Origin of the sequence: Candidatus Pelagibacter sp. HIMB1521, assembly GCF_052047875.1 — a bacterium.
In the GTDB taxonomy this organism is placed as follows: domain Bacteria; phylum Pseudomonadota; class Alphaproteobacteria; order Pelagibacterales; family Pelagibacteraceae; genus Pelagibacter.
Genome location: NZ_JBNAIZ010000020.1, coordinates 1 through 10667, shown reverse-complemented (window position 1 = coordinate 10667; position 10667 = coordinate 1). Strand labels below are relative to the sequence as shown.

Genomic DNA, 10667 nt, shown 5'->3' with positions numbered 1-10667 from the left:
AATAAATACTATTAATTACTTCTTTTTAAAATATATTCTCTTCTGGTTATATAGAGACCACTTAAGACAATTATAAAAAGACCTAAATAAGTCCAATTATCCGGTAATTCATGAAAGAAATAATAGCTAATTAATATGTTTGTTATGATTTCTGTATAGCCCAAAGGAGCTAATTTTGAGGCATCAGCATATTTGAGTGATAAAATTAAGAAAAGATGGGCTACAGAGGCTATAAGGCCGATTAAAGCCATTAAAATCCACTGATTTGTAGTAGGTTTTACCCATACAGAAGGCATAAATAAGCTAATAATGACCGTTCCTATTAAACCTGAAAGCAAAAGCGTTAGAAGAGGGTTATCTGAAGTGCTAAGTTTTCTTGTTATAATAAGGTAAAATCCATAACAAATTCCATTACCTAAAGCAGCTAAAGTAGCTAAATTAAGTTCAATAAATCCAGGTCTAATAACAATCAAAGTACCAACAAATCCTAACGAAACAGCAGTCCATCTTTTCACCCCTACTTTCTCATTTAAAAAAAATGGAGATAAAGCTGTGACACAAATTGGTGCTACAAATGCTAAAGTTAAAGCTTTAGGGAGTGAAATTTCAGAAATCGCATAAAAGAATAAATACGTAGAAAAAACAAATATCAAACCTCTTATTAGTTGAAGAGCCGGTTTTTTAGTCCAAACTAATGACTTTCTATAAAATATAAGCATTAAAGACAGAGTAAAAACTACGGTAAAAAAATATCTAGCCCATGTTATTTGCAAAACATCCATTGATGAGCTTAAATATTTAGCAAACGCATCCATAACAGGGACAATCATCCAAGCAGATGCATTTAAAATTATAGCCTTCACAACTGAAAGATATATCTTAATAGAAGTATTTTAAAGCAAAGAATACGACTATTGGAACTGTAATAAATGACATTAATGTAGAAACAACAATAGTGCTAGCGATGTTATCTACTATTTCTTTTGGTGAGTACATTGATCCAATTAAATAATTTAAAATAGCACTTGGCATAGCAGATTGAATTAAAATTACACCTGCACCAAATCCAGAAAGATCGAAAAAAATTATAATTAAAAAACCAATCACGGGTCCAATTATTACTCTTCCAATAGAAGCAATTATTGAATTAGTGAAAGAAAAAATTTTTAATTTTGTTAATGCAATTCCTAACGACATTAATATTAAAACAATTGCTGTATATGTTAACAATTCAGTTAAATTAATAATTGCCTTGGGCATCTCCAAGTCAAAATAAATAAAAGTAACTGAAAATATAATTGCGTAAAAAGGTGGATTTTTAATTAAAATATTAAAGTCAAATTTTCTGTCGGCTAGAAACACTCCTAATGTAAAGTGAAGTAAAATTATAAGAGAAGATATTGATGCAGCTATTCCTAAACCTTGTGAACCATAAGCAAAAAGACAAATAGGAATACCCATATTTCCATTATTAGGAAGAAGAAATACTGGGATTTCTCTAATGATATCTTTAGTTTTTAATAGAAATAAAATAATTATGCCTGTTAAACCAAAACCAGCAATAGCAATTAAATAATAAATAAAATAACTGGTATATTGTTCAAATGTTATACCTGTAGAAGTAATAGAATATATAACCATTGCAGGTGTACCAACATTTGAGGCAAAAGTAGTTATAAAGGAATTATCAAAATCTGGTTTTTTCTTGCCAAGGTAATACCCAATCCCAACAACAAAAAAAACAGGAAATAATACTTCAATAAGTTTGAAATATATTTCCATTAATCAAGCAATCTAATTAACGTAGGTGATTTTAAGATATTCTTATTTTTTTTAAATATAGATAAACAGCTATTACAATTTAATTCTGTGGTTTTATGAGTAACTATTACGATGGTAGCTTTATTATTTTTTTTATCTGGGGTTTGGATTAATCTTTTGACAGAAATTTTATATTTAGCTAAACGATTGGTTATTTGAGATAAAACACCTGGTTTATCTTTAACTTCAAATCTTAAATATAAAGAATTAACATAATTATTTACGTTGTAAGTCTTTAAAGTTTTAAGTTTATTTACACTTACACCAAATGGCTTTTTAATGTTTCCTCTTAAAATAGATAATAAGTCAGATAATAAAGATGATGAAGTGGGACCTGGTCCAGCACCCTCCCCTTGTAATACACTTTCTCCTACTGGTTTGCCATTAAGGATAACAGCATTCATTACTCCATTTACATTACCAATATATGATTTTTTACTTACAAGACATGGATGAACAGTTTCAAAAAGTTGATTATTTTTGAGTTCAGAGATACCCAGTAGTTTAATTCTTAAATCTAATTGATTTGCAATTTTAATATCTTTTAAATCAATCTTTTCTATTCCTTCCATTAAACATTTTTTATTTGATATTTTACTATTAAAAGCCAAAGCGGATAAAATTCTCACTTTTGCAAATGCGTCAAAACCATTTAAATCTAATTTTGGATTTCCTGGTTCAGCATATCCAAGCATTTGAGCTTTTTTCAAAACATCAGCAAAATTTTGCTCAGAATTTTCCATCTCTGACAATATATAATTTGAAGTACCGTTTAAAATTCCATAAACTTTAGATAATTTATTTGTAGCTAATCCCTCTTTAATAGATCTCAATATCGGTATCCCACCAGCAACAGATGCCTCGAATTCTAGATTAACATTATTTTTTTCAGCTAGTTTTGCTAAATTGTTTCCATGTTTTGAAATTAAAGCTTTGTTTGGTGTAATTACATGAATTTTATTCTTTAAAGCAGTTTCAACTAATTTTTTAGAAACCCCATCAGATTGTCCAATTACTTCAAATAAAATATCAACTTTTTCTTTTTTAAAAATTTCAAAAGAGTTTTTATAAAAAATTTTTCTATTAATTTTATATTTTCTTTTTTTATTTATATTTTTTGCAGAAATAGCTACTACATGAACTCTTTTTCCTGTTTTAAGTTCAATATCTTTTTTTTTAACAATTAGTTCATTAAATAAATAATTACCAACTTGACCAAGTCCAACAATTGCAACATTCACTATATTATTCATTTGCTTATATCTGGATATTTACTTTTTTTAGTATAGTCATCTATATAAATCTCATATTCTTCTAATGTCATTTTTGTTATATCATCTGACTTTTTAAGTATTTCAGTTATTTTTTTTTGATTTTTTTTATTTTCAGCAGGATGTTCTGTCCAATACTGAGAATCTTTATTTAAAGAGCAATTACATAAAAAAATTAGAAAAATAATTAACAAATATTTCATTTTAAAGCAGTTCTTTCAGGAAAATTAAATTTATTATTTAAATTTTGAACAGCCTGACCTGCTCCACCTTTGATTAAATTGTCTATTGCAGAAATAATGATTATTTTGTTTTTATATTTTGATTTACACACTGTGATAAAGCAATTGTTTGTATTGATAACATCATTTGTGCTCAACAGTTTATCAGAATCTAATATTTTAACAAAATTTTCTCCTTTATAAGACATCTTAAGTGTTTTGATGATTTTTGATTGATTAACATTTTTTTCTAAATCTAAATAAGTTGTACTTAATATACCTCTAAACATTGGAGATAAATGTGGCGTAAAACTAAATTGAAAATTTTTATTTGTAAATTTGCTTAAAAATTGATGAATTTCAGAATTATGTCTATGAAAACCAACACCATAAGCACTCAAAGACTCGTATAAATTCTTATCTTTATATTTTTTATGAACTCCTCTACCGGCGCCAGAATATCCAGATTTTGAATCAATGATTATATTGTCTAATTTAACTAATTTTTTTTTAATTAGCGGAACAAGAGGTAATAATATTGATGTTGGATAACATCCTGGACATGAAATTATATTGTGATTTTTTAATTCATCGCGATTTATTTCGGGTAAACAATAAATGCTTTTCTTCTGTAATTTTGGAGCTCGGTGTTTTTGTTTATACCATTTTAAATAATCATTAGCTTTTTTTAATCTAAAATCTGCTGCTAAATCAATTAAAGTAACATTATCATTAAGTTTTTTTGCTATATCTTGAGCTTCACCATTTGGTAGAGCTGTAAAGACAACATCAATACCATTTAACAGTTTAGGATTAAATTTTACGATTTTAGGTAATTTTTTTTTTGACAGAGATTTATCATAATTAGAAATATTTTTTCCAACAGACGAGTTTCCACATAGATATTTAATATTAATATATTTATGGTTAATTAATAACTTAATTAATTGAACACCAATATATCCTGTAGATCCGGCAACTAATGCATTAAGCTTAGGCATTTTTTATTATAGCAGTTTAAATTGTAAAAAAAATTATCTTTTAGAAAACTGGAAGCTTCTTCTAGCTTTTCTTCTACCAGGTTTTTTTCTCTCAACAGCTCTAGAATCTCTGGTTGTAAGCTTTTCAGTTTTCAATGTTGTTTTTAAATTTTCATCAAAGAGAACCAAAGCTTTAGAAATACCATGAACCATTGCTCCAGCTTGACCTGTAGGTCCGCCACCTTTTACACTACATCTAACATCATAATCTGTAGCTTGATTTATAATTTCAAAAGGCCTTGTAATTTGCATTTTGTGAATTTCATCAGCAAAATACTCATTATATAATTTGCCATTAACATAAATTTTACCAGAACCTTTTTTTAACCAAACTTTTGCTATTGAAGTTTTTCTTCTACCTGTCGCGTACTTACTATCTTTAAAGTCTAACTTTAATTTAGGAGTTTTTGTGTTTGATTGTACGTTTTCCATATTAATTTCTTGCAATGTTTTTATTGTTTAGTTTATCTAATTCTATAACTTTTGGGTTTTGTGCAGCATGTGGATGCTCACTTCCTGAATAAATTTTTAATTTTGTTAGTTGTTTTCTACCCAAAACACCACCAGGCAACATTCTTTTAACTGCTAATTTCAAAGTTTCTCCAGGTTTTTTTTCATGAAGTTTTTCTGGTGTGGTAACTTTAATTCCACCAGGATGTCCTGTGTGTCTATAGTACTTTTTGTTTTGAAACTTCTTGCCAGTAAATTTTGCTTGTTCGATATTTTTTACTACAACAAAATCTCCATCATCCATGTGAGGTGTATAAGTAGTCTTATTTTTGCCTCTAATAATATTAGATACAACAGTCGCTAATCTTCCAACAACTGCATTTTTTGCGTCTATCTCGTACCAAGACGAAGTAACTTGATCTTTTTTTGTGAATTTTGTCATTGTGCGAGGATTAATACTATTAAATTATTCAAAGTCAATTTTATATTTAGCTTGTAAAACATAACTAATATGCTATTTATCACTTGCCGATTTGATCCTATTGCGGGCATAAAACTGCTAAAATGGAATTTTCATAAAATTATAATCGGTAGGTATTTGAACTGTATTGTGCGCCTTGCATAAAGCAAAAGCACTAAAAAAGGAGTAAAAATGAGTACAAAAAGAAATAATCCAGAAACTATTGCGATACATGGTGGAGACTACAGAAGTGATCCAGCTACAAATTCAGTAGCAGTTCCAATTTATAGAACAACCTCTTATCAATTTAATAACACTGAACATGCAGCTAATTTATTTGCGTTAAAAGAGTTTGGAAACATCTATACACGAATAATGAATCCAACTAACGATGTGTTGGAAAAGAGAATCGCTGCTCTTGAGGGTGGTCTTGCAAGTTTAACTGTAGCTTCTGGTCAAACAGCGTCTACTTTTGCAATATTAAACGTTGCTCAAGCCGGAGACAATATTGTTAGTTCAACAGATCTTTATGGTGGAACAGTTTCTTTATTTACGCATACTTTAAGTAAGCTTGGTATAGAAGTAAGGTATGCAGATCCGTCGGATCCAAAAAACTTTGAAAAAGCAATAGACGATAAAACTAGAGCTTTTTATGGAGAAACATTACCAAACCCATATTTAAGAGTTTTTCCAATTAAAGAAGTTTCGGATATTGGTAGAAAATATAACATTCCATTAATCTTGGATAACACTGCTGCCCCTGTAATTTGTAAACCAATTGAACATGGTGCTGCTGTGGTTGTTTATTCTTTAACAAAATATATAGCAGGTCATGGAACAGTAGTTGGAGGTGCACTAGTAGATGGTGGAAATTTTGATTGGACAGCAGATCCAAAAAGACAGCCACTATTTAATGAACCTGATGCAAGTTATGGAGGTGTTGTTTGGGGTAAAGCTGTGCCCGAATTAACAGGTGCAAATGTTGCTTTTGCAGTAAGAGCAAGAGTAACCTTGTTAAGAGATTTAGGATCAGCACTTTCACCAGATAATGCATTCGGCGTCATACAAGGACTTGAAACAGTTGCTTTAAGAATGAAACAACACTGTGATAATGCCGCAAAAGTTGTAGAGTACTTAAAAAATCATAAAGCTGTTGAGAGAGTAATTTATTCCACTGAACATAATGAAGAGATATCAAGTCGAGCAAAAAAATATCTGAAAAATGGTAATGGTGCTTTAGTTGGTATTGAATTAGCTGGTGGTATCGAAGCTGGTAAAAAATTCATTGAGGCTTTAAAAATGTTTTACCACGTTGCAAATATAGGTGACGCTAGAAGTTTAGCAATACACCCGGCAACAACTACTCACAGTCAATTAAATGAGGATGAATTGGCTGCTTCAGGTGTAACTCCTGGATATGTTAGACTTTGTATTGGTTTGGAACATATAGATGATATCATCGATGATTTAGATCAAGCTTTAGACAAATCATCAAAAGGTAATTTAAAAGCAGTTAGTTAATTTTATTTATATGTCTACAAATAGAAATTAATTAATTTGTTTTTTATATTTTGAGATAAATATAAAATACAAAGTTGAAAGTATTATCAAAATAGAATTTATCTGGTGTAAAGATGCAAATAACATTTTTACTCCAGATAAAATAGTTATCACTCCAAGAAAAATTTGAAATGCCAAAGCCAAACCAATTACTGTGATGGGTTTGTATAATTTTTTGTTTCTAGTGTTAATTACCTTAAAGAGAATTAAGGTATAAAAGACGATAATTAAGTATGCTAAATTTCTATGTATAAATTGAACAATAGAGGGATTATCAAAAACTTTTAAATTCAAAAACTCTTTAAAACTACTATCATCGGGAAAATAATTAACTCCCATCAATGGCCAAGTGTTATAAATTTTACCAGCATCCATACCAGATACAAAAGCACCTATAATTAATTGCAAAAATAATAAAGATAAAAAAATTTTAAGTATAAAAAGATTAATAGAAATTGTTTGATTTGAAGAGGATGATAAATTTAAAAATTGCCAATATACAATTGATAAAATTATAAAAGCTGTAACTAAATGTATTGCTAGTCTATAATGACTAACATCTATTCTTTCAACTAATCCACTAGATACCATGTACCAACCTAAAAATCCTTGAAAACAAACCAGTAAAAAAATAAGTCCATATTTTTTTATAATCCAAACTCCTTGTTTTACTGAAAAATAAATCATTGGGAGTAATACTGTTAAACCAATTATTCTCCCTAACTGCCTATGTCCCCACTCCCACCAAAATATTACTTTAAATTCATCAAGAGTCATATTGAAGTTTTGTTGGCTGTATTCAGGAATTGTTTTATATAAACTAAAATATTCCAACCATTTTTCATTTGTAAAAGGAGGAAAAAAACCAACAAATAATTCCCAAGTAGTAATTGATAGACCAGAGTCAGTTAATCTAGTCAAGCCTCCTACCAATATTATTAAAGAAACTAAAACTAATAATGATAGCATCCACAATTTAAGTTGATTATTTAAATGATTATTCTCACTGTACATGCTCAAATAAATATAATAATTATTAAGTATTCCAATAAATTAAATGTCGCCAAATAATAAAAAAAAACTAGATTTAATAAGAGTTAAGCTAGATAAATTAGATAATAAACTGTTATCACTTATAAAATATAGAACAAATCTAGTTGAGGAAGTTTTAAAACTTAAAGAATTTAAAAAAGAAATCGTAGATAAGAAAAGAATTAATTTTATTTTAAAAAAAATTAAAGCAAAATCATTAAAACAAGGCATTGATCCAAACATAACTAATCGTATTTGGAAAAATATGATTTGGTCTTATATTGATTACGAAAGAAGAAATTTTAAAAAAAAATAAATTATTTACTGTGCGGTGGAAGTTTTTTCTCCACAAACATTTCGTGTTTTCTAGTATCAGGATTGTATTTTTTTGCAGATAATTTTACTTTTGCTTTTTCACCACCTGCTGGTTTTTTTACATAGTAAAAGTAAGGACTATCTGGTTTAGCTTCAGGTACCATTCTAACTTTTACGTGTGTTTTTTTTGCCATTTATTTTAATGTTTTTAAAATATTTGATATTTTAGTTAACTTATTTTTTAATTTTTCAGCTTTTATAGATTTATCTGCCATTTCGTCAAGCTTTAAAGTATCTTCATTATCAAGGATCTTTTTAACTCCATTAATTGTCATTCCTTGATCTTTAAGCAAATATTTAATCTTCTTAAGAAGATCTATATTTTTTTCATCATAATATCTTCTATTGGAATTAAGAATTTTTGGCTTGATTTGTTTAAACTGTGTTTCCCAAAATCTTATTATATGAGTAGGCAAAGAACCTCTCTTATTGACTTTTAAGTCTAAAATTTTAGCAACTTCACCAATAGTTTTATAAGCCTGATCAGCTTTATCCATAATCTTTAAGATTTATAAACTCTTTAAATTCTTTTGAAGGTTTAAATAAAACAACATCCCTACTAGTTATTACTTTAGTTTCATTAGTTTTTGGGTTTCTTCCAATTCTACTTTTTTTTTGTCTAATAGAAAAAGTTCCAAATTTAGATAATTTTAGCTTTTTCTCAGATTTAATGTTGGAAACAATTGTTGATAAAAAATCATCGATTAGATTTTCTGAAATCTGTTTAGAAAAACCTAGTTGCATATAAACTAAATTAACTAAATTTTTTTTAGTTAAATTTATTCTCATTTAAAGATTCTGTTTAATCTTTTCTATCAAATTACCTTTAACAATTCTATGGCAAACATCTAATGAGTTAGCAAAGCCAACGTAATCAGTACCACCATGACTTTTTACTACGGGAGAGTCTAATCCTATAAAAATTGCACCATTGTAAAGTCTTGGATCTAATCTTTTTTTAAATTTTCTTAGATTTACAATATTTAAAAGTGAAGAAAACTTACCTATCCAATTTCCAGTCATCGCTTTTTTTAATTCACTTGTAATAAAATTTGCAGTTCCCTCTGCTGTTTTTAATGCTACATTTCCTGTAAATCCATCTGATACAATTACATCAACTTCACCATCCATTATGTGATTACCCTCGATGTATCCTGAGAAATTAAAATTTTCAGATTTTTTGTCATTAAGAATTTGATATGTTTCTTTTATTACTTCATTACCCTTTAATTCTTCTGAACCAATATTCAATAAAGCAACATTGGCCGTTTCATTTGGATATAACGAGTTATAAAGTGCAGCTCCCATAGAAGAAAAATCACTTAGATTTTTTGCACTGCATTCAATATTAGCTCCAAGATCTAATACAACACTCATACCTTTTTTATTTGGCCAAAGCGCAGACAAAGCAGGTTTGTCTATATTTTCGATCATTTTAAGATTTAATTTTGACACAACTAATAAAGCACCAGTATTACCAGCAGATATTACTATATCAGCCTGCTTTTCTTTGACACTTTGAATAGCAAGCCACATACTTGTGTCTTTTCCTCTTTTTGCACCTTCTAAAGGACTGTCCGTACTTTTAATTGCATTCTCTGTATGGAAAATTTCATAGAACTCTTTATTAATTTTATTTTCAATTAATGGAGAAATTTTATTTTTATCTCCAAATATTTTGTAAAAAATGTTTTTATTGGATTGGTGGTTGTAAATTATACCATCTATAACTTTTTTTGGTGACCCATCACCTCCCATTGCATCAACTGCAATTTTAATTTGTTCGGACATTTAGATAATAATACTATTCTTTTGGGTCTAAAACTTGTCTACCCTTATACATCCCAGTTTTTAAATCTAAATGGTGAGAAAGCCTATATTCACCTGATTTTTTATCCTCAACTATATTTTTAGTTGAAAATTTCATTGTTTGTGCCCTTCTCATTCCAGTTCTGGAAGGGGTTTGTTTTCGTTTTGGTACGGCCATAATTATTGGTTACTTACACTTTTTAAATAATAATTCAAAGTTTTTTTTGATAAATTTAAGTTAAATTCATCAAAATAATCAACTAAATCATGAATATTATTAAAATCTTCTAAAAATATTGATAATTTTTCAATTTTGTCTGATTTCGATAAATTGTCCCAAAAATGTATTTCTGAAACCATAGAATGAAACAAATTAATATAATCTTTCATTTTTTTGTTTATAGATTGGTCTCCATATCCAATTTCTCTAATGCTCAATTCTAATTGTCTAAAGTTGAAATCATAAATTTCTTGTAATATTTTTTTATTTTCTTCATTTTTATAGTTTTTAAGAAAGAAAGAAAAATGTAGCAAAAATAAACTTAATCTATCAGAAAAATTATCTTCTCTAGTTAGGTCCTTATACAAATCTTTATTTCTAGTGAAATTAATTAATTTGTTATAAATA

Annotated in this window: 16 protein-coding genes and 1 riboswitch; of the genes, 2 read left to right on the top strand and 14 right to left on the bottom strand. The window is 28.1% G+C overall.

The annotated features are described in order from the left end of the window. Positions 1-11: 11 nt before the first annotated feature. From ACTTA5_RS07385 to rplM, 7 genes are read right to left on the bottom strand one after another with little or no spacing between them, the layout of a single operon-like run. A complete protein-coding gene (locus tag ACTTA5_RS07385; protein WP_440649111.1) occupies positions 12-863 on the bottom strand; it encodes a DMT family transporter in 852 nt (283 codons plus the stop codon). 16 nt (positions 864-879) lie between these two features. Continuing rightward, complete coding sequence (locus tag ACTTA5_RS07380) at positions 880-1782, bottom strand: AEC family transporter (RefSeq protein WP_440649109.1); 903 nt, start codon at positions 1780-1782, stop codon at positions 880-882. Next, positions 1782-3074: a homoserine dehydrogenase gene (locus ACTTA5_RS07375; protein WP_440649107.1), complete on the bottom strand. Its 1293-nt coding sequence runs from the start codon at positions 3072-3074 to the stop codon at positions 1782-1784. Before ACTTA5_RS07375 ends, ACTTA5_RS07380 begins: the two co-directional genes overlap by 1 nt. Then, entirely contained in the window at positions 3071-3295 is a 225-nt protein-coding gene (locus tag ACTTA5_RS07370; RefSeq protein ID WP_440618395.1) for a hypothetical protein, read from the bottom strand. Before ACTTA5_RS07370 ends, ACTTA5_RS07375 begins: the two co-directional genes overlap by 4 nt. Beyond that, the gene (gene argC / locus ACTTA5_RS07365; protein WP_440649105.1) at positions 3292-4314 is read right to left on the bottom strand and encodes an N-acetyl-gamma-glutamyl-phosphate reductase; all 1023 of its coding nucleotides are present in this window, start codon (positions 4312-4314) and stop codon (positions 3292-3294) included. The genes ACTTA5_RS07370 and argC overlap by 4 nt, the downstream gene beginning before the upstream one ends. 33 nt (positions 4315-4347) lie before the next feature. Beyond that, positions 4348-4785 (bottom strand): 30S ribosomal protein S9, encoded by a 438-nt coding sequence (rpsI, locus tag ACTTA5_RS07360; protein WP_440614345.1) that lies wholly within the window; start codon positions 4783-4785, stop codon positions 4348-4350. A 1-nt stretch (position 4786) separates the two neighbouring features. After that, on the bottom strand, positions 4787-5245 hold the full coding sequence (rplM, locus tag ACTTA5_RS07355) for a 50S ribosomal protein L13 (protein WP_440614344.1): 459 nt from the start codon (positions 5243-5245) through the stop codon (positions 4787-4789). A gap of 141 nt (positions 5246-5386) precedes the next feature. Then, a riboswitch (SAM riboswitch) is annotated at positions 5387-5453 on the top strand. Between the two features lie 2 nt (positions 5454-5455). Here rplM and ACTTA5_RS07350 point away from each other — a divergent pair. Beyond that, on the top strand, positions 5456-6784 hold the full coding sequence (locus tag ACTTA5_RS07350; RefSeq protein ID WP_440649103.1) for an O-acetylhomoserine aminocarboxypropyltransferase/cysteine synthase family protein: 1329 nt from the start codon (positions 5456-5458) through the stop codon (positions 6782-6784). Between the two features lie 27 nt (positions 6785-6811). Here the strand turns inward: ACTTA5_RS07350 and ACTTA5_RS07345 are convergent, their stop codons facing one another. Then, positions 6812-7792 carry a COX15/CtaA family protein gene (locus ACTTA5_RS07345; RefSeq protein WP_440649101.1) on the bottom strand — a complete coding sequence of 327 codons (981 nt, stop codon included), beginning with the start codon at positions 7790-7792 and terminating at the stop codon, positions 6812-6814. An 88-nt stretch (positions 7793-7880) separates the two neighbouring features. Between ACTTA5_RS07345 and ACTTA5_RS07340 the strand changes: the two genes are divergently transcribed. Then, on the top strand, positions 7881-8171 hold the full coding sequence (locus tag ACTTA5_RS07340) for a chorismate mutase (protein ID WP_440649099.1): 291 nt from the start codon (positions 7881-7883) through the stop codon (positions 8169-8171). A 1-nt stretch (position 8172) separates the two neighbouring features. Here ACTTA5_RS07340 and ACTTA5_RS07335 read toward each other — a convergent pair whose 3' ends face one another. Genes ACTTA5_RS07335 through ACTTA5_RS07310 form a run of 6 tightly spaced genes read right to left on the bottom strand, consistent with a single transcriptional unit; the run spans position 8173 to position 10666 of the window. Beyond that, on the bottom strand, positions 8173-8364 hold the full coding sequence (locus tag ACTTA5_RS07335; protein WP_023853780.1) for a 50S ribosomal protein L33: 192 nt from the start codon (positions 8362-8364) through the stop codon (positions 8173-8175). Beyond that, positions 8365-8727 (bottom strand): MerR family transcriptional regulator, encoded by a 363-nt coding sequence (locus ACTTA5_RS07330; RefSeq protein WP_440633399.1) that lies wholly within the window; start codon positions 8725-8727, stop codon positions 8365-8367. Beyond that, positions 8720-9019: an HU family DNA-binding protein gene (locus ACTTA5_RS07325; protein ID WP_440649097.1), complete on the bottom strand. Its 300-nt coding sequence runs from the start codon at positions 9017-9019 to the stop codon at positions 8720-8722. The genes ACTTA5_RS07330 and ACTTA5_RS07325 overlap by 8 nt, the downstream gene beginning before the upstream one ends. Further along, positions 9020-10021, bottom strand: a complete 1002-nt coding sequence (gene plsX, locus ACTTA5_RS07320; protein WP_440649095.1) for a phosphate acyltransferase PlsX — start codon at positions 10019-10021, stop codon at positions 9020-9022. It lies immediately after the preceding gene. 13 nt (positions 10022-10034) lie between these two features. Further along, positions 10035-10217, bottom strand: a complete 183-nt coding sequence (gene rpmF, locus ACTTA5_RS07315; RefSeq protein WP_023853776.1) for a 50S ribosomal protein L32 — start codon at positions 10215-10217, stop codon at positions 10035-10037. Between the two features lie 2 nt (positions 10218-10219). Further along, the gene (locus ACTTA5_RS07310) at positions 10220-10666 is read right to left on the bottom strand and encodes a ubiquinol-cytochrome C chaperone family protein (protein ID WP_440649093.1); all 447 of its coding nucleotides are present in this window, start codon (positions 10664-10666) and stop codon (positions 10220-10222) included. Position 10667: the final 1 nt, after the last annotated feature.

Excerpts from the sequence above, each read along its gene's own strand:
- ACTTA5_RS07330 (WP_440633399.1), bottom strand. The coding sequence starts at position 8,727 with ATGGATAAAGCTGATCAGGCTTATAAAACTATTGGTGAAGTTGCTAAA.
- argC (WP_440649105.1), bottom strand. The coding sequence starts at position 4,314 with ATGCCTAAGCTTAATGCATTAGTTGCCGGATCTACAGGATATATTGGT.
- ACTTA5_RS07335 (WP_023853780.1), bottom strand. The coding sequence starts at position 8,364 with ATGGCAAAAAAAACACACGTAAAAGTTAGAATGGTACCTGAAGCTAAA.
- rpsI (WP_440614345.1), bottom strand. The coding sequence starts at position 4,785 with ATGGAAAACGTACAATCAAACACAAAAACTCCTAAATTAAAGTTAGAC.
- ACTTA5_RS07380 (WP_440649109.1), bottom strand. The coding sequence starts at position 1,782 with ATGGAAATATATTTCAAACTTATTGAAGTATTATTTCCTGTTTTTTTT.
- ACTTA5_RS07350 (WP_440649103.1), top strand. The coding sequence starts at position 5,456 with ATGAGTACAAAAAGAAATAATCCAGAAACTATTGCGATACATGGTGGA.
- rpmF (WP_023853776.1), bottom strand. The coding sequence starts at position 10,217 with ATGGCCGTACCAAAACGAAAACAAACCCCTTCCAGAACTGGAATGAGA.
- rplM (WP_440614344.1), bottom strand. The coding sequence starts at position 5,245 with ATGACAAAATTCACAAAAAAAGATCAAGTTACTTCGTCTTGGTACGAG.
- ACTTA5_RS07375 (WP_440649107.1), bottom strand. The coding sequence starts at position 3,074 with ATGAATAATATAGTGAATGTTGCAATTGTTGGACTTGGTCAAGTTGGT.
- ACTTA5_RS07370 (WP_440618395.1), bottom strand. The coding sequence starts at position 3,295 with ATGAAATATTTGTTAATTATTTTTCTAATTTTTTTATGTAATTGCTCT.
- ACTTA5_RS07345 (WP_440649101.1), bottom strand. The coding sequence starts at position 7,792 with ATGCTATCATTATTAGTTTTAGTTTCTTTAATAATATTGGTAGGAGGC.
- ACTTA5_RS07340 (WP_440649099.1), top strand. The coding sequence starts at position 7,881 with ATGTCGCCAAATAATAAAAAAAAACTAGATTTAATAAGAGTTAAGCTA.
- ACTTA5_RS07325 (WP_440649097.1), bottom strand. The coding sequence starts at position 9,019 with ATGAGAATAAATTTAACTAAAAAAAATTTAGTTAATTTAGTTTATATG.
- plsX (WP_440649095.1), bottom strand. The coding sequence starts at position 10,021 with ATGTCCGAACAAATTAAAATTGCAGTTGATGCAATGGGAGGTGATGGG.